Here is a 26,026-nt window from a genome sequence, read left to right as displayed (position 1 = left end):
GACACACTATGAATATACACGCACTATTAGTTAACCGTTTCACCGAAGCTCTACAAGAAATGGGCGTAGACAATGCGCCAGTGCCCGTATCGCGCAGTGCTCGACCAGAGTTTGGTGAATATCAGTTTAACGGCGCCATGGCACTGGCTAAGCAGCTTAGGCAAAAGCCACGTGATATTGCCGAAAAGATTGTTGAAACTGTGAAGCTTGATGATATTGCAAGCAAACTTGAAGTAGCAGGCCCAGGCTTTATTAATGTTCACCTGAACGATGCGTGGCTGGCGAACCAGTGTGAATTGTCTCTGACTGACCCGCGTTTGGGCATTGCCAAGTCACCAGAACAAAACATTGTAGTGGATTACTCATCGCCTAACTTGGCAAAAGAGATGCACGTAGGTCACTTGCGTACTACCATCATTGGCGATGCAGTGGTGAAAGTACTTGAGTTCTTGGGGCACAACGTAATTCGTCAAAACCATATGGGTGACTGGGGCACGCAGTTTGGTATGTTGTTGGCACACCTTTCAGACAAGCTACAGGACGAAGTGGCTGAAACAGCACTGTCTGACCTTGAAGACTTTTACCGCGAAGCCAAAGTACGCTTTGACGAAGAAGAGGGTTTTGCCGATCGCGCTCGTGAATACGTGGTGAAACTACAAGGTGGTGACGGGCAGTGTTTGGCACTGTGGGAAAAGTTCATCGACGTGTCTATTGCTCACTCTGAAGAAGTGTACGACAAGCTGAACGTAAGCCTTACCCGTAAAGATATCATGGGTGAATCGGCTTACAACGACGACTTAGCCAACGTAATTAGCGACCTTAAAGCAAAAGGCCTTGCAGTAGAAGACCAAGGCGCTCAAGTGGTGTTTATTCCTGAGCTTGCCGACAAAGAAGGTAATCCTGCGGTTTACATCGTTCAAAAGTCTGGTGGCGGCTACTTGTATGCCACCACTGACCTTGCGGCAATGCGTTATCGCAGTGGCAAGTTAAACGCTGACCGTACGCTTATTCTTACCGACGCGCGTCAGGCGCTTCACTTTAAGCAAACTGAAATTGTGGGCCGTAAAGCAGGCTTCATGAAAGAAGAGCAAACTTACGAACATTGCCCATTCGGTATGATGTTAGGCAGCGACGGTAAACCGTTTAAAACCCGCGACGGCGGCACGGTAAAACTGGTTGAATTACTTGATGAAGCGGTAGAACGCGCAGGTAAATTGATTGCTGAACGCGACAACGATTTAACTGAAGCAGAGCTTAAAGAAGTTGCACGTAAAGTAGGTATAGGTGCGGTTAAATATGCCGACTTGTCTAAAAACCGTACTACGGACTACATGTTCAACTGGGACTCAATGCTAAGCTTTGAAGGTAATACAGCGCCTTATCTTCAATATGCGTATACCCGAGTGAAGAGTTTGTTCAGAAAAGCGGGTGTCGATATGACAACCATGCCAGTTGATATCAACATTGCAGAGAAACAAGAGCACGCGCTTGCGGTGCTGCTTATGCAATTTGAAGAAGTGATTGGTATGGTGTCGCGTGAGGCCACACCACACGTATTGTGTACCTATCTATACGATGTAGCATCAGCATTTATGACCTTTTACGAGGCGTGCCCAATGCTTAAAGACGGTATTGAGCCACCTGTACGCGATAGCCGTTTAGCTTTGTCAGCTTTGGTTGCCAAAACGCTGGAGCAGGGATTAACCCTTCTTGGTATCGAAACACTAGAAAAAATGTAGTGTTCGCGGTACAACATATATATTGATATCGAAAAAGGCTGACATTGATTGTCAGCCTTTTTTGTACCCGTTTTAGCGTGCACATATTAGTTAGCGCAAGCACAGTGTAAAACCTGCACGCAACTCTGATAGCTGAAAAAGATAAAAAACAAAGATAGGAAAACCCTAATGACTAAGATCCTTGCATTTGCTGGTAGCACACGAAAAGGTTCATATAACCACGCTATTGTAAAAGTAGCAGCAGAAGGCGCTCGTGAAGCGGGCGCAGAAGTCACGGTGATTGATTTAGCCGATTATCAAATGCCGCTGTTTAACGAAGACGAAGAAGCGGAATTTGGCATACCGGAAAAAGCACAAGCCTTTAAAGCGCTGCTTATGAGCCACGATGGATTTTTAATCGCCTCACCAGAATATAATTCAAGCTATCCGGCTCTATTTAAAAATGCTATCGACTGGGCATCGCGTATGAGTGAAGGTGAAAAGCCATTGCAAGCATATCGCGGAAAAGTCGCGGGCATTATGGCGGCCTCTGCAGGTGGTTTAGGCGGTATGCGGGTGCTGGTTGTACTTAGAATGCTACTTGAAAACCTCGGTACTATGGTGCTGCCAAACCAAAAAGCTATCGCAAAAGTGAATACCTTGCTTAATGAGGCTGGCGAAGTGGAAGATGAGAAAACGATCAAGCAACTTAAAAATTTAGGAAGGGAAACGGCTGAGCTTGCGAGTAAATTACATTCCTAACAAAGAGCGAAGTGACAATGAATGTCACTTCGTGGCCTTGGTTACCGCTAATTCTGCACGCTTGCGAATATGCCCCTTTTCCTGATCTTTAAAAGTGGCGTAATGGTAAATAATGACTCAGTAACGTTTTTTATAGTAAGAAAGCACGCTAATTTCACAATGTCTTTATTAGTTTTGGTGCTGTTAGGCTATCCTTATTTGGTTGAGTAACGCCACATATTCTGTCGTTGAACCTATTTCTTTCTCTACCCATTGAGCATTGTAATAGGTTGACGAATAGCGCTCTCCACTGTCACACATCAAGGTTACAATCGAGCCAGATTCACCGCGGTCTATCAATGATTGGGCAACACTTAATGCACCCCACAAGTTAGTCCCTGTTGAAGGGCCGGCTTTAATTCCCATGTTATCGTTAAGCCAATGCATAGTGGCGATACTCGCCGCATCAGGTACTCGTAACATGTCGTCTATGACATCGTGTTGAAATGACGCTTCCACTTTGGGTCGTCCTATACCTTCAATACGGCTTCCTCTTGATGCAGTTAGTGTGTAGTTCCTTTTCTTGAAACTATCGAAAAACACACTGTATTGGGGGTCAACCACAATAAGTTTTGATGCTAGGCCTTTGTAGCGAATATAGCGCCCAATGGTTGCTGAAGTGCCACCAGTGCCTGCGCTCATTACAATGGTGTGGGGAATTGCATGGGGTTCAGCTTTCATTTGGTCGAAAATGCTTTCGGCAATATTGTTATTGCCTCGCCAATCTGTGGCACGTTCGGCATATAGAAACTGATCCATAAAGTAGCCGTTTAAGTCATGCGCTATTTGCGTAGCAGCACTGTGCATCTGCGTAGGGCAATCGACGAAGTAACAACGGCCACCGTATTTTTCGATGAGCGCTATTTTACTTTGTGCGGTAGTACGTGGCATAACAGCCACAAAAGGGACACCGATCATTTTAGCAAAATAGGCCTCTGATACAGCGGTGCTGCCAGATGATGCCTCAACTACCGTAGTGCTTTCATGAATTTTTCCGTTACACAGCGCGTATAAAAAAAGTGATCGGGCTAAACGGTGTTTTAAACTGCCAGTGGGATGTGTGCTTTCATCTTTGAGATAAATATCAACACCAGGCAGTGACAGCGGCCCTAGCTTTATCAGATGCGTATCAGCTGAACGTTGAAAATCGGCATTTATCGTTTTTATCGCGTGCGTAACCCAATCAGACATTTCATTTCCTTCGTATTTAGACCAATACAATATCAACACACTTTGAGAAAAAATTATTAAAAATAATCGTATGCCGTATTGTTATTAGTTAAAAATGCTAAGTTATAACAATATCTGAGTATATTTTTGTCTGTTAGAGGGCGATGAGTGGTAAGGAACCGTCGGGCAAAGACAATACTGAAACCAATGAAAACAATATGGCTTAGAGACTATCCCTGCTATCTTACTGGAAGACTATGCAAGTGAGTTACATTATGAAAATAAAAGTGTTTCTAATTTTATTGGCTCTTATCCCGGGAATACTTGTTGCACAAACCATCAAAGTTGCTACGTTTAATGTCAGTATGGAGGCAACTAATTATCAATCTTTGAACATGCAGCCAAGTGCTGATGTGTTAGCTCACGTATTAGCGTCAGGACAGCATCCACAAGTAAGAAATATTGCAGAAATTATTCAAAGAGTGGATCCAGATATAATTTTACTCAATGAATTTGATTACATAGAGGACAAAAGCAAGGGGGTGGATGCGTTTGTAAAAAACTATTTAAACAAACCCCAGTCGGATCAAACGCCGGTCAATTACCCTTATACTTATGTCAGCTCAGTTAATACGGGTAAACCCAGCCCATTTGATTTGGATAATAATGGCAAACACACAGGGTATGGGGGGGATGCCTATGGGTATGGACTCTATCCTGGTCACTATGGAATGGCCCTATTATCAAAGTTTCCAATCGACGAAGCCGCAATTCGTACCTTTCAGCATTTTAAATGGCAGGATATGCCCCATGCTCGTGCTCCGCGTATTCCTGATGAAAATGGCAATGCCGACAATGGCAAAACCTGGTATAGCGAGGAAGAATGGGCTGCGCTTCCACTGAGTTCAAAATCGCACTGGGACATTCCGATTAAAGTAGGTATACATACCGTGCATATCTTGGCTATGCATCCCACACCACCTACCTTTGATGGGGATGAAGATAGAAACGGCAAAAGAAATGCTGATGAAATCAGGCTAATGGCAGATTATCTGACTCCCGAGAAAGGCGCATACGTTTATGATGATAGCGGTGCTAAAGTCTCATTAGCAGCAGGTTCTCGGTTTGTCTTAGTTGGGGATTTTAATGCAGCTGATATGGGTGATAAGCACAGACCTGGGGTAATCGAACAGCTTCTCGATAGCCCACTGGTAAATGGTAACCTTGTTCCTGTTAGTGCAGGTGGCGCAGCCGTGTCGAGCGAGGTGTTTAGTAATCGTTTTACTGCCTACTGGGGGGCGCGCGCTGATTACGTGCTACCCTCACAATTTGGAATTAAGGTAATAGATACAGGTGTGTTCTGGCCAGAAAAAACAAGTGGGTTACACCGTTTAGTTAACAGCCGAGATGCCAGTTCCGATCACCGGTTAGTTTGGGCGATATTGAGTCTACACTAGTGATATAGAGGCGTTGCTACCATCGATGACAAATATTTCAGAGTGATTGTGCATAGCCAAAAAATCAAGAAATGGAGACCTAAAATGGGCTACTTGCAGCGGGAAATAGGGAAGCCTTACATGCACGTCAAATGTGAATCAAATAGATGAAAATAGTGCGATTAGTATCGATAGGTGTGAGTGTATGTCTACTGGCTTGCAGTTCTGTAGAGCCTGTTTATATTCCGTCTTCAACAGAGATTGACGTACTTGAATTTCAGGTAGACAAATCGCTACCACTGGTTCAACAAGCGTATTCAATACCGGATGAAACTTCCTGCTTGAAGAATAACGGGCAGTGGAAGCGTTTAGGGCGTCAACAGCGCTATGCCTGTGTACTTCCAGCGTCAGATGCAGGGGCGTTCTGTATTAATAATAGCGATTGTGAAGTGGGATGCGTTGCATTGTCCAACGATGTCGAAAGTGGTACTAACGCAACTGGCGTGTGCTTAGAGTCTACGGACGTTTTTGGGTGTCGTGCATATATCTCAAAAGGGGTGGTCGAGGCGACCTTATGTGTAGATTAAAGCCCCTCCATTTTAATCTTGAAAGTTATATTAATTCCTTATATAAGGTGGTCACAATTTAATCAGTATGTGTTATGCTAAACGAGTGACATTTGCCTTGTGGTTTACGTTACCGTTTATGAAAATGGTGTAGTTACGAAAAGCAGAGTGACAGGTAGGAGCCGAAGGTTAGGGGGCTTACACGTCACAGTATCTACACGCTTCACTTTTGCATGTATACTTAGTTGTGCAGATTAAGTGTCAGTTTTTTTTACGATGTTTCAAAAGTTAACGCCTATAGTCCCAGTTTATAAGGGAGTGCTGGGTGGTATAAATATTGCATTGTTTGCATTCGTAGGCAGTGTATCAAGCTGTTTTAAGATTACCGAGTAGTGAAAATTTATGAAACAAAACGAAGATCAATCGCACATTACACCGCAGCAACGGACGCGTAGAAACTTTGTAAAGAAGACCTTGGCAGGTAGTGCTCTCCTTTCTCTGCCTATAAAAAATGTATGGGCGACGGGAACTGTCAATCTCAATTCTTCAGCAGCTGCATCGGGAAATGGCTCTGGTGGTGCTGGTCTTCAACAACGTGAGTGGCATTTAGAAGGTCCAAATTATTGGAAACATAATCTTCCCAGTGATCTTTGGCATGCTAGCTTTGTTCGTATCTTCGATGGAGAGGCTTACTTCGGTAAACAGAGTGATACTTATCCAATTGAGATAGATGGTCGTAAAAAATTTGATGAGAAAATCATTGATATTTTACGAGTAGAGAAGGAAGAGTATGCTGGCTGCAACGATTACAATAGAATACTTATCGCCCTCTATCTAAATGCAAGAGAGAGTAGTGATTCCTCCTATTCGAACATTTATTATCCCGTACTTGATGGCAGCCATTACTCAAGTGCAAGAGACTTTGCGAAATCTATTTATTCAAATTCAAAAGGCAGCCAGTACTTCTCTGCTTTAGAGTATGCATCGTTCATTGCAAATCCTAACTCTTGATATTGATGACGCTTTTTTGTGCCAATGAGTCAGTAGAGATACACGCTTTTTCTGACTCAAGCGGTGTGCTTTTCTACAATGTCGATTCTGAAGCCTCGGTAATCGTCCCCTGTGATTTAGTTAATATTATCAAACAAGAAGAAGAGCTGCAGATTGATGCTGCTCCTGAGACAGCGGATCAACTACTCCATTACGGTTTTATTCGACGTGCAGAGTGAATTTGTTCTTAATTGTGCTCCCTATACCTTTGCAGTGACATGCCAAAAGGCCGAGTTAGCTGATCGTTTAGTGGCAATGTATGACGAGAGGCTGGTGCCTGCTCATCAGTTTGAAGGCTATATTGATTACCGAGTGGCCATGCAGGAAGGCAATGGGCTGCGGCATTTCATCAAACCCCAGTCACGGTTTGTATTTGAAGGTAACGAACCGTTTTTGCCGTTTAAACCTTCGCAAGGTTACGCGCTTTTTGAGTGGGGATTGAACTGGGTAGTATCATCACAGGAGTTCAATTACCTCATTGTTCATTCTGCGGTATTGGCTAAGGGGGACAAAGCCATTTTATTTCCCGCATCGTCTGGCTCAGGTAAGAGCACGCTAGCTGCCTACTTAATGCATCAGGGCTGGCGCCTATTATCCGATGAGATGGCGTTAATAAAACCCTTTACCCGGGAGATTGTGCCCTTCGTTAAGCCTCTGTGTTTAAAAAATGAATCTATAACCCTTTCTCGGCAGTGGTACCCAGACAATGCCTTTTCCGATATCGCGTATAACACCCACAAAGGTAACGTAATTCACATAAAACCTACTCAATTAAGTGTCGAACAGCAAAGAGAAAGTGCAAAGGTCGTTGGCGTAATTTTTCCCCGCTACACCGCGTCTGAACAATTCGACGTATATTCAATCGATAAAGTAGGATGCTTTAAGGGGTTGACTGACAACGCGTTTAATTATGGCGTGCTAGGCAAGGGGGGAGTGCATGCCCTCATCAATATTGCAGAAAACAGTCAGTGCTTTGAATTACACTATGACAACTTGCAAGATGTCGCACAGTTTTTAGAAGAAGTGATAAATGACAACTCGCCTTAGCCAACAGTTTATCGTTGACGCTTTTATTACACCTAGTTTACTTAAGGCTCTCAATGTAAAAGAGTGGAATTCTCTGGTGTTCGTCTTGCGCAAAGAAAAAATGCTGGCGCGGTTTTACGAGCGAATTAAGCAAGTTGCCAGTGTTGAGATGATCCCCGCTGACGCTCGTCGTCATTTTTCCAATGCGGCCTTAATGAGTGAAAAACAGAATAAAATGGCGGTGATAGAAGCGAAGGGGCTGCAAACTTCCCTTTCAACTACAGCCGATTATTTAGTGTTTCTCAAGGGAGCAGGGTATGCCATTGCTGATCACGTTGCATCTAAAGGCCGTCTCTATTCTGATATTGATTTAGTTGTACCCAAAAAAGATCTACGTGATGTAGAGTCGACCTTAACCATTTTTGGATGGATTGGAAAAGAACTGGATGATTACGACGAACGTTACTACAGAGAGTGGTCTCACGAAATCCCACCGCTTTACCATCATAGAAGAGGGACGGTTTTAGATGTTCATCACAACTTTATCCCTCCAGTCTCTGGGGTGAAGTTCGATATTGAGAAATTTATTCACAATTATTCGCACAAAGTGGGTGAGTTAACGATTTTGACTGAGCCCGCCATGTTTTATCACAGCGCAATTCACCTGCTTTTAAACGAAGACAACAGCAGTGCATTTAGAGATATCACCGATCTTTATCTAATTGCTCATGAAGAGCCAGCCACTATATTCGAAAATGTGATGGCGATAGCTAAGGAATTTGGGTTTGAAAAAGTGTGCTTGACGGCCTTTTCAATTCTATCCCGTCGCTTTGATATTACCTTGCCAGTTGACGCCCAGCGTCAGATAAGCCAGGGGTTAAGAGGAGTTGCACATATAGAGGCTAAATTACTTGAAGCTGTCACCATGCCGAAACATAGCGATCTCATCGAAGGAAATTTACCTGTGTATCAATTTTTGGCTGAAGTTAGAGCCCATTGGTTGAAAATGCCAATTGGGGTGCTCTGTTCGCATATTGCCGTCAAAGTGTATCGAGCTATCGCAAAATCCTTATTTGGTGAGCACATATTTATTGATAAAAAAGATACTCAGGCCTAAAAATTGGCATTGAATGTCTGAGTTCGCGTACTCAACAACGTCACAATGACATTCACGTCACAGCGCTATTCGGCCAATGTTATAAACGCCAGGTTAATTTCAACAAGGGTGTTCTTAATTCAGCGAGATTACGTATCCAAATGGTGGGGTGTTAATCTTTACGTTGTGCTGATTTGCTAGAGTTTTTCTAGCAACATATAACAATCAACTAATTCTAGTTGGGTATCGATAAAGTATAAGTTTATGATCGCAAAAAGTATTTTTTACGCTAAAAGCATCGCTCTTTCACTAACCGCCATTTTTAGTTGCTTTGCGCTACTCGACTTTGTATGGCTGGGCGTTGTTGCAGGTGGTTGGTATCAAACTGAAATGGCACCACTTATTCGGTCACAATTCATCACGTGGCCATGGGTTGTGTTTTATGTGATGTATGGGGTTGTAGTTTTTGTCCTAACTGTCGTCGCTAACAGAGACAAGCCCTGGCTTTATGCAGGTATAGACGGTGCCTTGTTAGGCATGGCTAGTTACGGTGCCTATAACCTGACAGCCTACAGTATTATTGAAGGGTTTAGCTTTTTTATTATGGCTATAGACTGGGCCTGGGGAATTTTTCTAACAGGAATAAGTGCGATAGCTGGCTGGATGGGGTTCCAGTTCTTACGCACAGATCGTGTGAAATAACTCGCTCAATCGGCATGACATATATTATTGCTCAACGCTGGGAATGTGGGCAAATGTCATGGGCCAATTCACCGTTAACTCGCATCGCTATAATCGCAATAGAGCGGTGACTGAGTAAATCTTCTGAGTACACTAATTTATCGCGATCAAATGCGGCTTATTTGTGTTAACCACTATCAAAATTCCTTTAAATTCGGTACTATCCGCGGTCTTAAATTTTAATGAAATAAGCGGACTATGTTTGAAATAAACCCCGTTACCAATGCGATAAAAGATATCCGCGAGCGCACTGATGCGCTTAGGGGGTATCTTTGACTTTGATGCGAAGTCAGAGCGTTTAGAAGAAGTAAGCCGAGAATTAGAAAGTCCTGACGTTTGGAATGAGCCAGACAGAGCGCAGGCACTGGGCAAAGAAAAAGTGGCCCTTGAGCAAATTGTGGAAACTATTCAGAATTTGGAGCAGGGAGCTGAAGACGTTGAAGGCCTTGTCGAGCTGGCGGTAGAAGCTGAAGACGAAGATACCTTTATTGAGGCTCAAAATGAACTTGAAGGCTTAATTGAGCAATTAGAAGTGCTTGAATTTCGCCGTATGTTCTCAGGTCCAAATGATGAAAACGATTGTTATATCGATATTCAGTCGGGCTCTGGCGGCACAGAAGCTCAAGATTGGGCCAATATGCTTCTGCGTATGTATTTGCGTTGGGGCGAGGCGCACGGCTTTAAAACCGAGCTAATTGAAGTGTCGGAAGGCGAGGTTGCCGGTATTAAAAGTGCCACCCTTCGCGTACAGGGCGAATATGCTTTTGGTTGGCTACGCACTGAAACCGGTGTACATCGCTTAGTTCGCAAGTCGCCGTTTGACTCGGGAAACCGTCGTCATACGTCGTTTTCTTCAGCGTTTGTTTACCCAGAAATTGACGACGATATCGATATTGAAATAAACCCGTCTGATTTGCGCATAGATACATATCGCGCGTCGGGCGCGGGTGGTCAGCACGTAAACCGAACTGATTCTGCGGTGCGTATTACTCACGAACCAACAGGCATTGTGGTGCAGTGTCAAAATGACCGCTCACAGCACAAAAACAAAGATCAGGCGATGAAGCAGTTAAAAGCCAAACTTTATGAGTTTGAACTGCAAAAACAAAACGCCGAAAAACAAGCGATGGAAGACAGCAAGTCAGATATCGGCTGGGGTAGTCAGATACGCTCTTACGTACTTGATGACTCTCGCATTAAAGATTTGCGCACAGGCGTGGAAACACGTAATACTCAAGCCGTTCTAGATGGCGACTTGGACAAATTCATTCAAGCCAGCCTGAAATCTGGGCTGTAAACCGAACAACGAAGTGACAAGGTTATGACTGACCAACAAACTGACGATAACAAATTGATTGCAGAGCGCCGTGCAAAGCTAAGCGCGATTCGCGAACAGTGCCGTGCAAACGGTTTCCCCAATAGCTTCCGTCGTGAAAACTACGCTGATGAACTTCAAGCAAAGTTCGGTGAACTCGACAAAGAAACCTTGCAAGAGCAGGGTAACAAGGTAAGCATTGCTGGCCGCATTATGGCCAAGCGTGGTCCTTTCATGCTACTACAAGACATGACTGGTCGTATTCAAGCTTATGCTGACAAAGATACGCAAAAGGTGCTGAAAGCCAAGTACGGTGCGCTGGATATCGGTGATATCATTGGTGTTGCGGGCGACCTTCACAAGTCAGGTAAAGGCGACCTTTACGTGAACATGGAAAAATACGAATTGCTTACTAAAGCACTTCGTCCATTGCCAGAAAAGTTCCACGGTTTGAGCGATCAAGAAACCAAGTATCGCCAGCGTTATGTCGACCTGATCACAAGCGAACAAACGCGCAAAACCTTTATGATCCGCAGTAAGATTGTAAACGGTATTCGCAACTACCTAACCGAGCGTGACTACCTGGAAGTAGAAACGCCTATGCTACAGGTTATTCCTGGTGGTGCGACAGCCAAACCATTCGTAACACACCACAATGCGTTGGATATTGAGATGTTCTTGCGTATTGCGCCAGAACTTTACCTTAAGCGTTTGGTTGTGGGTGGTTTTGAGCGCGTGTTCGAAATTAACCGTAACTTCCGCAACGAAGGTCTATCAACCCGTCATAACCCAGAGTTCACTATGCTTGAGTTCTACCAAGCGTATGCAGACTACAATGACTTGATGAACCTAACTGAAGACATGCTACGTACTTTAGCGCAGGATATTCTTGGCACGACGACGATCACGAATACCACGAAAGACGCTGAAGGTAACGTAACCAGTGAAGTAGAATACGACTTTGGTAAGCCGTTTGAGCGTTTGAGTATGGGCGAAGCCATTCTTAAATACTGGCCGGAAGCTAATGAAGCGGCTATTCGCGATCCAGAAGCCAACCTTGACGCGCTTAAAGCGATGGCTAAACAGCTTCACATTAAAGAGCCAGACGTCGACGGTATTTGGGGCGCGGGTAAATACTTGTGCGAAATCTTTGAAGCGACAGCGGAAGAGAAGCTTATCCAGCCTACGTTTATCACTGAGTATCCATGGGAAGTATCACCACTTGCACGTCGCAATGATAACAACCCATTTATTACGGATCGTTTCGAGTTCTTTGTTGGCGGCCGTGAACTGGCTAATGGCTTTAGCGAGCTCAACGACCCTGAAGATCAGGCGGAGCGCTTTGCCAAGCAGGTTGAAGAAAAAGATGCAGGCGACGATGAAGCAATGCACTTTGACGACGACTACATTCGCGCGCTTGAGTACGGCCTTCCACCAACCGCGGGTGAAGGTATTGGTATCGACCGTCTGGCAATGCTATTTACAGACAGCTCTACCATTAAAGACGTTATCTTGTTCCCGCACATGAAACCGCAAGTGTCTAAAGAGGCACAGGAAGCGGGTGAGCAAGAGTAACTAAATTTTTAATAAGGGTTAGCTACTTAACGCCTTTATACGCTCAACTAAAAGGGTATTCACGGGAACGTGAATACCCTTTTTCTTTGCCATTTGAACTATATAGCCGTTGATGGCTTCTATTTCGGTAGTTCGCCCATGCACAACGTCCTGGTGCATGCTGGAATAGTTCTCACCTGTGGCCTTTGCTACCTTTAACACTTCCTGCTGAATATGCGCTGAGCAAAAATTCTGTCCTGAGACGTTTGCTACCAGGGTAAATTCGTGACATATAGCCTCACGCAGTTCATCGAATTGTGGCTGTGCAATCTGCTTATTCTGTATGTCGTACAGTGCAGTAATAGGATTAATTACCGCATTAACTGCCAGTTTTAACCACAAGGCTTGCCAGATATCCTGTTGATATTCCACCGGTGGTAGCACGCGTTCAAGTAACGCAACTGCTTCTTTTAGTTGCTTTGCGTTAGTTATCGCGTTGGTGGGGCTTCCTACTTTGGTGATACCGCGCCCCGTGTAGCGTACGGTGCTAATACCAACACTGTCGTAATACTTTATTGCACCATGACTGGTTGTGGCCAACAACAGTGGGTAATCTTCGGGTAATACGTTGCGCGCAATTTCGTAGCCGCCCATGCCATTGTGAAGTAGTACGACTGTGGCTCTGCGCTTGAGAAAAGGCTGCCATGCCTGTAAGGCATCATGTAATTGGTAGACCTTTAAGGGGAGGACGAGAACGTCATCCTTATTGAGTATATTTGGCGTCTTATTAGGAGGGCTAAGGTTAAATTCGCTACCGTCTATCCACGTTGCCTTCACAGGAGCCGCGTTGACATCCCTTGGATAACGACAGTGAGAAACACCATGGCGTTGTGCACCAGCCGCAAGTAAGCTTCCAATAGCACCTCCCCCAACAATATGTATAGTTGCACCCATGAATTAATCATTTACCGAAAAAGAAGAGGAACGTCGGTCTTGCACCGCCTCTTTGTGCTTAGTCGTATATCGCGAGGACAAGGTCGGCCAATTGTATTTAAGAGGCTTATTTAGCGCTTGAAACCATTGCTGCACAGGCGCTTCTGTGAAAACGCTACCGCCCAATAATGGTGCTGAAGCGGCGATTTCGCCAGTGTCTAAGGGAATATGTAAATGCCAAGCGTGCAGATACAGGCGGTCAGCTGTGTCGCCACCATACAGCGCGTCTCCTAGAAGTGGGGCACCTATACTTTTTAAGGCCACCCTAATTTGATGAGTTTTACCCGAATGCGGTTTTACCACAAATCCTCTTAAACCGGGTTTTACTGACTGGCTAAAAAACTGTGTGATGGCGGGGTTATCTGTACTTTTTAGCAGTATTCGTTGGCCTCCTCGGCGATTTTTCATGTCCCCAATAATGGTTCCCTGCTTTTTCTTTGGTTTAGCATGACTTAAAGCCAGGTAATATTTATTTACCTGGCGAGTGGCAAACAAATCACCAATATGGGCAGCGGTATGCGAATTTTTTGCCAGGCATAAACACCCTGATGTGCCGGTATCAAGTCTGTGACACAAATACAGATTAGATAACATTAGCTGAGATTTCAGTATGCTGACTATACCCAGCTTTCTCTTTGCTGAAGAATGTGGATCATCGTCTGTTTTTGCTGGAGAGGTCTTAGCACTTGCTATTTCTGTACCTTCTACGTCAGAAGCTTGCTCTACAGCGTCATGCATAGCAATGCCAGAAGGCTTATTAACGACAATCAGATTGTCGTCTTCAAAAAGTATTTGAATTTCGAGCACTAGCTATTTTTCTAATTCGGTTATGGCTTCTTCGTAATCAAGTTCATCTACAGCATCCATAATTGCTGTGCGCTTAGCATCGGGAAGGGCCAACGCATCCAACCACTCGTCTAATCGGTCTTGTGAAATAAACTCACTTGCCTTCAAGGCGGCGAGTAATTGCTTCTTTGCTTGTTCTGCAGCTGCACTGTTGGCAAGGGGAGCACTGGTTTGTTGTTCGCTGGATTGTTGTCTTAGTGAGTCTACTGTGGCTATGGTTTCGTCTAATAAGGCAATAAAGTTAGCATATTCATCTGGCATGCGTTTATCGTTGCGAAAACTACTTTCAACAGGTTTGCTGGCATGGTGTAAGGCAAAAAGCCCCAAATTTCCCGTTACACCTTTTAATGTATGCACTAATGAGTAAGCTTCATTGAAATCGCCGTTAGCCACAAACGTTTGTAACTGACTATCAGTAGAGCGATATTCTTCAGTAAATTTACCGAGTAATGTAAACAACAGTTTCTTATTACCGCTTAACTGAGACATACCAAATTCTAGATCAAGTACTGTTGTCGATTGTTCCATCACGTTTCCTTTCAACCGCATTTATTGTTCTTTTAGATTACCAAGTGTATTTCAGAAATACACAAATTAATACAATCATAGCAAAGTCAGTGCAAGTAAAGCGCGAAAAAGTCTGGTAATCTTTTGACGCGCAAATAGAACGATGTCGATGAATTTACGTGAAAGCGTGGATAATCAAAAAAGTGTGGTAAGTAATTAAAAGGAACAAGCATGTCAGGAAAGCTGGCTTTTAGGGTTGTCACTCTGTTATTGAGTGTTGTCTTTATTTCGGCGTGTCAACGCCCCCAAAATGAACAAACCATTGACACCAATGCTGTCGCTATTACCTATGAAAAATATACCTTAGCGAATGGCTTGACGGTAATTCTTCACAAAGATCATTCTGATCCTCTGGTTCATGTGGATGTGACCTATCACGTAGGTTCGGCCAGAGAGGAAATTGGCAAATCTGGTTTCGCCCACTTTTTTGAACACATGATGTTTCAAGGCACCAAGCACGTAGCAGATGAACAGCATTTCAAAGTTGTCACCGAGGCTGGTGGCAATCTCAATGGTACAACTAACACTGACCGCACAAACTATTTTGAAACGGTGCCGGCCAATCAACTAGAAAAAGTATTGTGGTTAGAGTCTGACCGCATGGGTTTTCTGCTTGAAGCGGTTGATCAAGAAAAATTTGAGAACCAGCGTGAAACCGTCAAAAATGAACGGGCGCAGCGCGTCGATAATCAACCATATGGTTTACGCTTTGAATTAAATAGCGAAGCCTTATACCCACAGGGGCATCCCTATTCTTGGTTAACTATTGGTTATGTAGAAGATTTAGACCGGGTTAACGTGAACGATCTTAAGGCTTTCTTTAAGCGATGGTACGGCCCAAATAATGCGGTACTCACCATCGGAGGTGATATTGACGTAGCACAAACGAAAGCCTGGGTACAAAAGTACTTTGGCGACATTCCCCCAGGGCCAGAAGTGGAGGAACCACAGCCTCAACCTGTAACGCTTCAAGAAACCCGTTATGTAACGTTGGAAGATAAGGTCCACCTCCCATTACTTCAGATTACGTACCCCAGCGTGTATGCACGACACGAAGACGAGGCACCACTAGATGTATTGTCGGATATACTGGGCGGCGGAAAAACGTCGTTGTTTTACAAAAACCTCGTCAAAGAAGGCATGGCAGTTCAAGCTGTGGTCTCACACCCATGTCGTGAACTGGCATGTGAATTTCAACTTTTGGCGCTGGCCAATCCCGCTAAAATCACTTCGTTAGCCACTTTACAAGCAGCACTTGATGCGACCCTGGAAGAGTTCGAAGCCCGTGGTGTGACTCAGGATGATCTTGATCGCACTAAGGGGCAGATCGAAGCGACAACCGTTTTTGGTTTGCAAAGCGTTGCAGGAAAAGTGTCGGCGCTAGCGGCTAATCAAACTTTTCATCAAACTCCCGATTTGGTAGCAGAAGATATTGCTCGATACAACGCGGTCACTGCCCAAGACGTGATGCGCGTTTATGACAAGTATATTAAAGGAGCGCATCGCGTAGTAATCAGTGTTGTACCTAAAGGTCAGTCGCAATTAGCCGCTGCTGAACAAACTTTTGCGCGACCTGAGCGAGCCCTTCCATCGAATGATGAAGTGCATCACTCCAGTGATGAATTTTCTTTTGTGGAGTCTAGTTTTGATCGCAGTGAAATGCCTCAGGCAGGTGAGGCACCCGTTGTATCAGTTCCCGATTATTGGGAAGCAAACTTAACCAATGGTATTGAAGTACTTGGCGTAACCAGTGATGAAACACCCACGGTAACACTGACGTTGGGTATGGACGGAGGAATGTTACTCGAGTCCAAAGAAAAGGCCGGTACGGCTTACCTTACCGCTTTGATGATGAATGAAACTACCACGCATTTGTCCAATGAGGAAATGGCCAATCGATTAGCGAAATTAGGGAGTTCTATTCAATTCAGTACTGCGGGACGTTACTCTCAAGTGTATGTCTCCACATTGACTAAACATTTAGATGAAACCTTAGCTTTACTAAAAGAAAAACTATTTCATCCCGCTTTTAAAGAAGATGACTTTGCGCGAATGAAAGAACGGGTTTTACAAGGTCTTCAACAGCAGGCTAAAACGCCTTCCAGTATGGCACGTAGAGCAAGAGACCTGATTCTATTTGGCAGTGATAACAGAGTGAGTTTGCCCGATGAAGGCACCCTCGACACTGTTCAAAATATTACACTGGAAGATATTCAAGACTTTTACAACAAGTACTATTCTCCCGCTAAAGCCAGTGTTGTTGTGGTCGGTAACTTACCCAAACAAGCCATGATAGACGCTATCGATTTTATGGCTCATTGGCAGGGGGAAGATTATACCTTTGAAGATTATGCTGCATTTCCCAACTATGAGAATAACGCGATCTTTCTAGTCGACAGCCCTGATGCGGTGCAATCTGTAGTATATGTTGTCGACAGAAGCTTGCCATATGATGCAACAGGGGAACATTTTAAAACACGCTTAATGAATTTCCCCCTAGGCGGCGCTTTTAACAGCCGTATTAATTTAAACCTTCGTGAAGACAAGGGAATTACTTACGGTGCAAACAGCGGGTTTGTTGGAGGAAAAACACTAGGTTGGTTCGAAGTCAGCTCAGATATAACGGCAGAGCATACCGCAAAGGGTATCACTGAAATTTTTAATGAAATAAAGGCCTATCGCGAACGCGGTGTGACCGACGCAGAAATGGAGTTTATGCGCAAAGCATTTACGCTTAGCGATGCCCTTGCCTTCGAAACGCCGACCAGTAAAGCGCGGTTTTTACGGCAGCTCCTGAGCTACGATTTGGATAAAGAATATCGAAAAGAGCAAGTGAGCATCATTAACAGTATTGATAAAAAGACCATTAACAGGCTAGCTAGAGAATATTTGAATCTGGAGAAGATGCAAATTATTGTAGTAGGGGATAAAGCCACCTTATTGCCTCAGTTAAACGCGTTATCAATGCCAATTATCGAGTTATCAGTAGAGAGCAATACACGAGAAACGTTAAACTGATAGATTGATTATTGTTGAATTTACACTATTGCCCCCCATAACAGGGGGCAATAATGACAAAACGGACCATCATTTTGACTGCAAACTCATCCCGTTTCGAGGCGCGAATAGAAGCGCTAAAGTCTCCAGAGTTTTTGACTGCGCTAAAAGATATAAAACGCGGTGTTGAGCGAGAGGCCCTTCGTATAAATCCGAATGGTACGTTAGCACAAACGCCACATCCCAAACCGTTAGGATCGGCGTTAACCCACGAATCCATTACCACTGACTTTTCAGAATCACTGCTTGAATTCATTACCCCACCTGAGAACAGTGCTGCAAAGACGGTATCTCAATTAAAAGATATTCATCGGTATGTTAGTGACAACATCGGTAATGAGCAGATCTGGCCTCTCAGTATGCCTTGCTTTATTGAAGATGAAGCACATATTCCCATTGCCTATTTTGGCGAATCGAATGTGGGTAAGATGAAACGCGTCTACCGCATTGGGCTTAAAAATCGCTATGGCAGCATGATGCAAGCCATTGCCGGAGTGCATTTTAATTTTTCTTTACCCGATAGTTTTTGGAAATTGTGGGCGGAGTTAAATGGCAATGTTCATTCTCAAGCACAAACCTCTGCAGATTATTTTGCTCTGATTAGAAATTATCGTCGTTTTTGTTGGTTAATACCGTATCTTTATGGTGCTTCTCCTGCGCTATGTAGTTCATTTTTAAAAGGAAAGCAACACGCTTTACCGTTTAAAAAGGTGGGTAAAGGCACCGTCTATATGCCTTATGCTACTTCTTTGCGGATGAGTGATCTGGGGTATACCAGTGCGGAACAGGCGTCGTTAAAAATTTGCTATAACCAGTTAGACAATTACGTCCGTCTTTTGCGAACGGCAATGACAACGCCGTCAACGCGATTTAGTCAGTATGCTGCGGGAGAAGAAGGTAACTACCAGCAACTTAGCCGAAACATCATTCAAATTGAAAATGAGCTCTATTCTCCGATTCGTCCAAAACAGCCTACTCGCTCAATGGAAAAGCCTACTGACGCTTTGGTTCGTCGCGGTGTTAACTACATCGAGGTTCGCGCACTAGACGTCAATCCATTCTCTGCAATTGGTATTAGCGAGACGCAATTTGATTTTCTTGATGTGTTCTTATTAGCTTGTCTACTGATGCCAAGTGCTGAGTTGGATGAAGCTCAGCTGAGCGAAGCAAAGCAAAATATGAATAAGGTCGTATTAGAAGGACGGGATCCCGCTTTGAAACTTAGCAATAATGGTGCTGATGTTTCATTAGTTGAGTGGTGTGAGACCTTGTTTGTTTATTTTAAACAAGCGGCATTGTTACTGGATAGCGCTAATGAAACTCAACGCTATACGTTGGCTGTGACCACGGAATATGAAAAGGTGGGTAATCCGGAGTTAACCCCTTCCGGTAAACTGTTGAAAATGCTTTTGGAAGAAAACAAAGACAATGGCGTGCTTGGCCTAGAGCTTGCGCGAACTTATCAACAAGAGATGAAAGGGTTTCCTTATACATATACTGATGCGGAAGGTTTTAACGTACAAGCGGAGGCGTCGTTCAGTGCACAAAAAGCAATAGAAGACTCTGATACCAAAGACTTTGATTCTTTTATCCGTGACTACTTTGCAGAACCAGCAGCCAAAAAAAATGCCTGACATTGGTCAGGCATAGAAAGGTTCCAGGGAAACACACATTTTACTAGAACATTAATTAAGACAAGCCATGCAGCAAAAGTTCAAAAAATTGGTTATTTTTTTATCAGCTTTCATCGTGCTGTTTCCGCTTTTTATCGCCGGATGTGCCACTACACCGCCACAAGACACCAGTAATTTGTGCGAAATTTTCTATGAAAAAGATGATTGGTACGATGCCGCGGCGGATGCAAGAGATAAGTGGGGCGTACCTATTCACGTGCCAATGGCAATGATGTACCAGGAGAGTTCGTTCCGTCATGATGCGCTTCCTCCAAGAGATTATGTTTTCTTTGGGTTGATTCCATGGGGAAGAGTGAGTTCAGCGTATGGCTATTCTCAGGCAAAGACGATGACCTGGGACGATTATGTTCGCGAATCGGGCAACAGTGGTGCTGATAGAGATGATTTTGAAGATGCAATTGACTTTATGGGCTGGTTTATTGCGAAGTCGCAAAAAATCAACGGTGTGTCCAAATGGGATGCTTATGCTCAATACCTAAACTACCACGAAGGCTGGGGGGGGTATAAAAGACGGAGTTACGATAGAAAACCTTGGCTAAAAAAAGTGGCGTTTAAAGTGAAAGCGCGTTCATTGCGTTATTCCACTCAGTTGAAATCGTGTGAAGAAGACTTGCAAAAAAATTGGTTTATGAAGCTATTTAGTTAAACTGCTTATGTCGGCTTTTGGCATGGTGAAATGATATAAGGGAAATGAGAATGAAAAAGGGGATTTGGATTGGACTGTCAGTGGTACTTTTGTTGGTATTACTGCTATGTTTTCGAGCCGCAACGGTATTTAGTGACAACCAGGTCACGCCAAATGCTTCATTTGTACCTGTTAAAATTGATGAAAAAGCCGCAGTAGAGCGCTTTGCTGGTGGGATCCGTTTTCCTACTATTTCTTACGAAGATCCCTCGCTATTTGACCCTACAGCATTCGCTGGTTTGCATTCCTTTATCCAATCATCTTATCCCCTTGTGCACCAGGCTATGAGCAAAACCGTGATTAGCGACTACAGTCTGGTGTATAAGTTAAGTGGGGAAGACACTTCTCTTCAACCCGTGTTGTTTATGGGGCATATGGATGTAGTGCCGGTTGACACCGCCACCAAAGGGCAATGGCAGCACCAACCGTTTAGCGGAGATATCAGTGATGGCGCAATATGGGGAAGGGGTACGCTGGATGATAAGGTAACCGTATTTGCCTTGTTGGAAGCCATGGAACATTTGTTATCTGACGGATTTACCCCACAGCGAACAGTGTATTTTGCCTTTGGCCACGATGAAGAAATTGGCGGAGAGCAGGGTGCAGCTCAAGTGGCGAAATGGTTTGAGTCACAGAATATTGAATTTGAATTTGTGTTGGATGAAGGTGGGGCAATAACTCGCGGGCTCATGGTGGGAACAGACAGTACCGTGGCTGTGGTGGGTATTGCAGAAAAAGGATATGCCAATATTCGACTTACCGTTGATGACAAGGGGGGGCACTCTTCGCAGCCACCACAGCACACTGCCGTAGGTGTACTTAGCCAAGCCATTGTGAAACTTGAAAATAACCAATTGGACACCGATTTTCAATTTATTCAAAAGACCTTTGAAAAAATTGGCTATTACACTGACTTTCCAACCCGACTTGCCATGGCTAACTTGTGGTTGCTTTCACCACTTATTGAAGGTGCTATGCTAGCGAAGCCGAGTTCTGCGGCCAGTATTCGTACCACCACAGCAGCAACCATGGTAGAGGGAAGTTCAAAATCGAATATATTGCCTACGCAGGCAATTGGTGTGGTTAATTATCGCCTTATGCCTGGGACGTCGGTCACGGATTTAGTTGCGCATGTGACTGAAACCATTGATGATCCAAGGGTAAAGGTAGAGGCTTACATGGCCAATGAAGCCAGTAGTGTGTCAAAAATGGATAGCATGGGATATCGATTGATTGAGCGTACAATACGGACAATGCAGAACGACACATTGGTGGCGCCTTATTTAGTGCAAGGCGGAACAGATGCCAAGCATTTTAGTGCACTATCAGACAGTATATACCGCTTTATGATGGTGGAGCTCAATCCAGAAACATTAAAACAGTTTCACGGTGTAAATGAACAAATTCCTATTACTGATTACATTAGTGCTATTCAGTTTTATGCCGAGATGATAAAGCTGAGCACGTTAAATCAATGAGTTTCAGCACGTTCAAATGCATCGCGATTTGATAGGGTGGTGATAATCAAAAAGTGTAATCTAGCCCTACCATAAATGTGCGGCCACGATTCTCAATGCCTTTCACCATGGTTTCAATAACAGAAGGTGAATAGTATCTAGAATTAGTGACATTATTGATGCTAAGGGTAGCGGTAAGTTGTGGAGTTACTTGCCAATTAGCATTGGTATTAATTCGCCAGTAATCGCCAATATGCAACTCACCGACTGTCAGGGTCTGAGTGGTCTGGCTTCTATATAGCGCAGATATATTCAAAAAACCGTTTGGCAACGTATAAGTACTGGAAAAAGACAAGGTATCTCTAGGGTGATTTTGAGGGCTGTGCTCGTAATTAAACAATCGTGTTAATGCAACTTTAGCTGAAAAGTTGGCTGATACTTTTGCCTGAAACTCTGCTTCTAAACCCGACGAGTACAAATTACCTGTGCTATTGATAGTTTGTAAACCGAACGGTCCCTCTCCTGGGACGATTTCAACTAAGTTTTTATGCTTACTGTAGAAAATGCTGAATACACTTTGAAACTGTTTAGGTGATTGCAAGTAATAATCTTGTAGCCATGCTATTTCACTGGTTTCAATTTCTTCTGCTTTTAATGCTGGATTACCCAGATACCTATCATCGGTTTGAAACCGGTTAGGTGAGCGAAATGCGGTTCCATAGATGAATTTAAACGTCGATTTTACCTTGGGAGTGTATACAATGGCCGCTCTGGGATTTATATTTCTGTCATGCTCCGAGATGATATCACTTCGTAAGCCGATGGTGGCGTTTAAGGTGTCAGAAATTCTAATTTCATCTTGAATATAGAGACCGAGAAATCGTCTGTGATCTATTGCACCTAGGGAGATCAGTTCACTGTTATCTGCGCTTTTGAATTGCCATACGTCCACGCCTGGTCTTCGAAGAGATAATCCGAAGGTAAGAGTATGGTCGACAATGGGATAGTAGTGCCCGTCAACTTCCATTCCCCATTCCGAACTTTGGTAAGCATAGTCACCGACGACTGAGTTTAATGGCTCTGTTGTTGTTAATTGCCCAGATAAATACACTAATCGAGATTCTAGCAACCATTTGTCATCAATACGTAAATCATAACTTAGTGACAATGAGTCTTGTTGTGTTTTCGCCCGTAGTAGGCCGTCTTCTACCGCCCTGAAAACAAAAAAGTCTTCCATATCCCTCGTCATGTGTCGAAATTCAAAACTAACAGTGCTGTTCCAAGAAATGCTTCCAGTTACGTCTTTGGCAGTATAAGGGTCACGCGTAAATTCAGCATTGGGATTAATAGGCGTTGTGATATCAGGGCCGTACAGTTGCCCGGAATCCTTGTAATAGCGAGCAAAACCCGAATATGACCATTCCCCTGATTCACCTGAAAAGTTAGTGTAGGCTTCGAGGCTATTTAAGTTACCCGCCGCGACACGAAACTCATTGCTCTGCTTTTTAGTAATAATATTCACAACGCCTAAAAATGCATTGGTACCATACAGTGCAGAGCCTGGCCCTCTAATGACTTCAATCTTTTCAATGTTGGGGACTGTCATATAGCGGTTTTCAAACATCGCACCACCAGCTAAATCACTGTTCATCCGTTTCCCATTAATTAAAAAAAGGACGTTGAATGAAGGTTGTGGCGAGGGAGTTCCCCTTACACCAATGCGGTATCCATCACCGATAAATATTTCCCGAGAGGACTGAAAACCGGGTACAAAATTCAGTAGTTCCTCAACGGACTGGACCCCTAATTCTTTGATCTGCTGGTGGGTGAACACGGTTACCGAAGAAGGTGCGTCGCGTACTGATATATCACTGAGAGTAGAGCTTTTAATAGTGACATTGAGGAGATCTTCTAAAGACATTTCCAATAATGACTGGCTGGAGGAGCTTTGCTGTTGCTCCACATTGCCAAAGGCGTTTGTCTGGAATAGCAAGAAATACGCTAGGTAGACGGCTCTGCCCATGGCTACACTCCATTGTAAAGAACTCTAATGAGCATAGCACCTTAGGGTGGTTTTACCAGACTATCAGTTCATTAGCTTTGCTCATTTTTGTCCTCTCAACTCACGAGGTATTATTAGCTTAATTTGTGTTCCTACGTGTTCTTCACTTGAGATAGTAATTTCTCCTTGGAGCATTTTGTGCACTATGTTGAATACAATGTGCATACCCAATCCAGTGCCGCCTTCTCCTCGCTTAGTGGTGTAAAAAGGCTCGTAGATATTCTCGAGTACCTCTTTTGGCATGCCACATCCATTGTCAGTATAGACAATGGTTACGTCCTCTTGCTCTTTGTCATCAACAATAGAAAAACTGATTTCAGGTTTCGATGGAAGTTGTTCTGCGAATGCGTGATCTATCGCGTTAGAGACAAAGTTTGTCAGTACCTGAGTCAACGCGCCAGGAATCGTATTTATCACTAAGTCAGAAGTGGGTAAGGGGGTGAAATTGATATTTTTCTGGTTGAGTTTACTGGCGAGGGTAACCATAAATTCATTGATGTATTGCGCGAGGTGGATGTTTCTTGGCTCTTCAACAAAATGATCCGCGGCGACCTGTTTAAAATTGCTAATTAAGTGAGTAACCCGTTTTAACGAAGAGTTGGATATCTCTAATGATTGTTTAATAGCGTCAATCGCGCTGCGAAATGCATGTTTTGTCAGCTTGCCCGCGGATATTTTTTCGTCCATTTGCTCAGCATTATCCGCAATAATACTTAACGACGTGATCACTATTCCCAGTGGCGTGTTAATTTCATGGGAAATACCTGCGGTGAGTAATCCCAGCGATGCCATTTTCTCTGATTGAACGAGCTGAGATTGAGTTTCTTTAAGGTGGATTAGAGTATGCTCAAGTTTTGAAGAGGTTCGAATCATTCTCACATAAAGCACAATTATTATAACAAGTAAAAACCCCACGAACAGCATGACTGCGCTAGTCATCATTAACTTGGTATTTTTATCTTCGATGGTGATGTTTTTGGTAGCAATCTCTTGTTCCAATAATCTGAGTTTACTCACTTGTTCATCTATACGGGAGCGGAACTCACTTGCTTTCTCAGCCAAATTTCGTATCTGCATTTCTTGCTGCTTAATTTCTTCATTGTTCTTTTTTGAAATCTGCTGATGCCGAGTGACTTCATTATTTTTCTGCTGGGTTAACAGTTGCAGATGAGCATTGGTTTCTTTTAGGGCTCTATTTTGCGCTTCCACTTTTTCTCGCAATGATGATAGTGTTTTTTCTTTGGTGTCGAGCTCATCTTTTCTTTGCAATAAGATGTGGTTGTTATTTTGTAAGGTTTGTTCAGAAAGTCTTAGTTTAGCGTTAGTATCACGCAGTTCAGCATTGAGTGAATTAATGCTTTGATGCATAGTGATTTCGTCGCGTTTCATTTGTTGTAATGCGCGTTCTGTTTCTCTGTAAAGCTTCGCTACATCTAATTCTGAGCCGCCCAAAAGGAGCAATTCGTCTGAAATTTTAAGCTGCTCGAATACAATGTTTGAACGGTTGACTTCAAATGCCAACTTGTTACGCACCGTGTTGAAGATGAAATTTATCATGACATCTTTTTTGTTATGACTTCTATCTGTGATAAGCAGAGTAGCGGTTTCTCGTAAAAGTGATGCTATATCAGCAATATCCTCTTTTGGTGGGAGAAACACCACTGCTACATCAACTTGTTGAAGCTGTTTTATTGAATTAACGTTGATGACGTATAGAGGCTTATTCCTTATGCTCTGTCCACTCATAGTCGAAGCGAGTAAATCAAAAAAAGGCTTGTTTTTGTAAACACCAATAGTAAAGGTGTCTTTGCTCGACTCATCAGGCCAGGTTGTGTGTTTGATGAAGTTAAAGATAAACGCAGCCTTGACGGTTGGCTCGTCAAAGTCTTCTGCAAAAGACATTGGGCTTAATTGCAAAAAGCAAATGAACCAGATATACCTACGCCTAAATAGTGTCTTCATCCATTGACCATAGATGGCCGCTAACGTGGCCACTAAAACGTTATTTGTTGATTTTTAGATATTTTCCCTGGTTGCGTTGTGCAATAGCTCAAGTTAAACGCAACTCAACTACACTAAGTGTAGTAGTGAAATGAAAAACTGGAAATACATAGCCCCGTGCTCGTTATGATCATCAGTCAGGCAAATGAAAGGTGTTGATGTGGCGAACAGTTCCAGCCACTCAACTTCCC

General features: G+C 43.7%; 21 protein-coding genes. 15 read left to right on the top strand and 6 right to left on the bottom strand.

The features are described 5' to 3' along the window. The first annotated feature begins 8 nt into the window (after positions 1 to 8). Entirely contained in the window at positions 9 to 1,739 is a 1,731-nt protein-coding gene (argS, locus tag ACMCM8_RS11230; RefSeq protein ID WP_412722710.1) for an arginine--tRNA ligase, read from the top strand. Between the two features lie 168 nt (positions 1,740 to 1,907). Further along, complete coding sequence (locus ACMCM8_RS11225) at positions 1,908 to 2,480, top strand: NADPH-dependent FMN reductase (protein WP_412722709.1); 573 nt, start codon at positions 1,908 to 1,910, stop codon at positions 2,478 to 2,480. A 183-nt stretch (positions 2,481 to 2,663) separates the two neighbouring features. Here ACMCM8_RS11225 and ACMCM8_RS11220 read toward each other — a convergent pair whose 3' ends face one another. Further along, a complete protein-coding gene (locus tag ACMCM8_RS11220) occupies positions 2,664 to 3,710 on the bottom strand; it encodes a PLP-dependent cysteine synthase family protein (RefSeq protein ID WP_412722708.1) in 1,047 nt (348 codons plus the stop codon). Positions 3,711 to 3,964: 254 nt separating this feature from the next. Here ACMCM8_RS11220 and ACMCM8_RS11215 point away from each other — a divergent pair, with 254 nt between their 5' ends. The 9 genes from ACMCM8_RS11215 to lysS all read left to right on the top strand — a co-directional run bounded on the left by ACMCM8_RS11215 (position 3,965) and on the right by lysS (position 12,494). Further along, positions 3,965 to 5,146 (top strand): endonuclease/exonuclease/phosphatase family protein, encoded by a 1,182-nt coding sequence (locus tag ACMCM8_RS11215; RefSeq protein WP_412722707.1) that lies wholly within the window; start codon positions 3,965 to 3,967, stop codon positions 5,144 to 5,146. A gap of 146 nt (positions 5,147 to 5,292) precedes the next feature. Then, positions 5,293 to 5,712 (top strand): hypothetical protein, encoded by a 420-nt coding sequence (locus ACMCM8_RS11210; protein ID WP_412722706.1) that lies wholly within the window; start codon positions 5,293 to 5,295, stop codon positions 5,710 to 5,712. 381 nt (positions 5,713 to 6,093) lie between these two features. Then, positions 6,094 to 6,702, top strand: a complete 609-nt coding sequence (locus ACMCM8_RS11205) for a hypothetical protein (protein WP_412722705.1) — start codon at positions 6,094 to 6,096, stop codon at positions 6,700 to 6,702. A 5-nt stretch (positions 6,703 to 6,707) separates the two neighbouring features. Beyond that, positions 6,708 to 6,920: a hypothetical protein gene (locus tag ACMCM8_RS11200; protein WP_412722704.1), complete on the top strand. Its 213-nt coding sequence runs from the start codon at positions 6,708 to 6,710 to the stop codon at positions 6,918 to 6,920. Continuing rightward, a complete protein-coding gene (locus tag ACMCM8_RS11195) occupies positions 6,910 to 7,788 on the top strand; it encodes an HprK-related kinase A (protein WP_412722703.1) in 879 nt (292 codons plus the stop codon). Before ACMCM8_RS11200 ends, ACMCM8_RS11195 begins: the two co-directional genes overlap by 11 nt. Then, positions 7,772 to 8,884 (top strand): nucleotidyltransferase family protein, encoded by a 1,113-nt coding sequence (locus ACMCM8_RS11190; protein ID WP_412722702.1) that lies wholly within the window; start codon positions 7,772 to 7,774, stop codon positions 8,882 to 8,884. Before ACMCM8_RS11195 ends, ACMCM8_RS11190 begins: the two co-directional genes overlap by 17 nt. 243 nt (positions 8,885 to 9,127) lie before the next feature. Continuing rightward, the gene (locus ACMCM8_RS11185; protein WP_412722701.1) at positions 9,128 to 9,565 is read left to right on the top strand and encodes a DUF2177 family protein; all 438 of its coding nucleotides are present in this window, start codon (positions 9,128 to 9,130) and stop codon (positions 9,563 to 9,565) included. Positions 9,566 to 9,802: 237 nt separating this feature from the next. Further along, positions 9,803 to 10,901, top strand: a protein-coding gene (gene prfB / locus ACMCM8_RS11180) for a peptide chain release factor 2 (RefSeq protein WP_412722700.1) whose coding sequence is annotated in 2 segments (ribosomal slippage) — positions 9,803 to 9,877 and positions 9,879 to 10,901 — 1,098 coding nt in all. Because the reading frame shifts where the segments join, the coding sequence is not laid out codon by codon here. A 24-nt stretch (positions 10,902 to 10,925) separates the two neighbouring features. Next, positions 10,926 to 12,494 carry a lysine--tRNA ligase gene (lysS, locus tag ACMCM8_RS11175; RefSeq protein WP_412722699.1) on the top strand — a complete coding sequence of 523 codons (1,569 nt, stop codon included), beginning with the start codon at positions 10,926 to 10,928 and terminating at the stop codon, positions 12,492 to 12,494. 18 nt (positions 12,495 to 12,512) lie between these two features. Here the strand turns inward: lysS and ACMCM8_RS11170 are convergent, their stop codons facing one another. Genes ACMCM8_RS11170 through ACMCM8_RS11160 form a run of 3 tightly spaced genes read right to left on the bottom strand, consistent with a single transcriptional unit; the run spans position 12,513 to position 14,840 of the window. After that, on the bottom strand, positions 12,513 to 13,427 hold the full coding sequence (locus ACMCM8_RS11170; RefSeq protein ID WP_412722698.1) for a ketopantoate reductase family protein: 915 nt from the start codon (positions 13,425 to 13,427) through the stop codon (positions 12,513 to 12,515). A gap of 3 nt (positions 13,428 to 13,430) precedes the next feature. Further along, complete coding sequence (locus tag ACMCM8_RS11165) at positions 13,431 to 14,273, bottom strand: pseudouridine synthase (RefSeq protein WP_412722697.1); 843 nt, start codon at positions 14,271 to 14,273, stop codon at positions 13,431 to 13,433. Positions 14,274 to 14,276: 3 nt separating this feature from the next. Further along, entirely contained in the window at positions 14,277 to 14,840 is a 564-nt protein-coding gene (locus ACMCM8_RS11160; RefSeq protein WP_412722696.1) for an Hpt domain-containing protein, read from the bottom strand. A gap of 210 nt (positions 14,841 to 15,050) precedes the next feature. Here ACMCM8_RS11160 and ACMCM8_RS11155 point away from each other — a divergent pair, with 210 nt between their 5' ends. From ACMCM8_RS11155 to ACMCM8_RS11140, 4 genes are all read left to right on the top strand, one after another. Continuing rightward, positions 15,051 to 17,897: a M16 family metallopeptidase gene (locus ACMCM8_RS11155; RefSeq protein ID WP_412722695.1), complete on the top strand. Its 2,847-nt coding sequence runs from the start codon at positions 15,051 to 15,053 to the stop codon at positions 17,895 to 17,897. 74 nt (positions 17,898 to 17,971) lie between these two features. Then, the gene (gshA, locus tag ACMCM8_RS11150; RefSeq protein WP_412727698.1) at positions 17,972 to 19,570 is read left to right on the top strand and encodes a glutamate--cysteine ligase; all 1,599 of its coding nucleotides are present in this window, start codon (positions 17,972 to 17,974) and stop codon (positions 19,568 to 19,570) included. Between the two features lie 67 nt (positions 19,571 to 19,637). Then, positions 19,638 to 20,276, top strand: coding sequence for a hypothetical protein (locus ACMCM8_RS11145; protein ID WP_412722694.1), 639 nt, complete (start codon positions 19,638 to 19,640; stop codon positions 20,274 to 20,276). A gap of 50 nt (positions 20,277 to 20,326) precedes the next feature. Further along, positions 20,327 to 21,793, top strand: coding sequence for a M20 family peptidase (locus ACMCM8_RS11140; protein ID WP_412722693.1), 1,467 nt, complete (start codon positions 20,327 to 20,329; stop codon positions 21,791 to 21,793). Between the two features lie 46 nt (positions 21,794 to 21,839). On the opposite strand, the gene ACMCM8_RS11135 is transcribed toward ACMCM8_RS11140, so the two are convergent. Both ACMCM8_RS11135 and ACMCM8_RS11130 read right to left on the bottom strand, forming a co-directional pair. Then, a complete protein-coding gene (locus ACMCM8_RS11135) occupies positions 21,840 to 23,795 on the bottom strand; it encodes a TonB-dependent receptor plug domain-containing protein (RefSeq protein ID WP_412722692.1) in 1,956 nt (651 codons plus the stop codon). A gap of 81 nt (positions 23,796 to 23,876) precedes the next feature. Beyond that, complete coding sequence (locus ACMCM8_RS11130) at positions 23,877 to 25,736, bottom strand: YfiR/HmsC family protein (RefSeq protein WP_412722691.1); 1,860 nt, start codon at positions 25,734 to 25,736, stop codon at positions 23,877 to 23,879. Positions 25,737 to 26,026 lie beyond the last annotated feature (290 nt).

Source organism: Alteromonas sp. D210916BOD_24, from assembly GCF_047159385.1.
Lineage (GTDB): Bacteria > Pseudomonadota > Gammaproteobacteria > Enterobacterales > Alteromonadaceae > Alteromonas.
The sequence above is the reverse complement of the archived record's forward strand: the minus strand, read 5'-3'. Positions and strand labels throughout refer to the sequence as shown.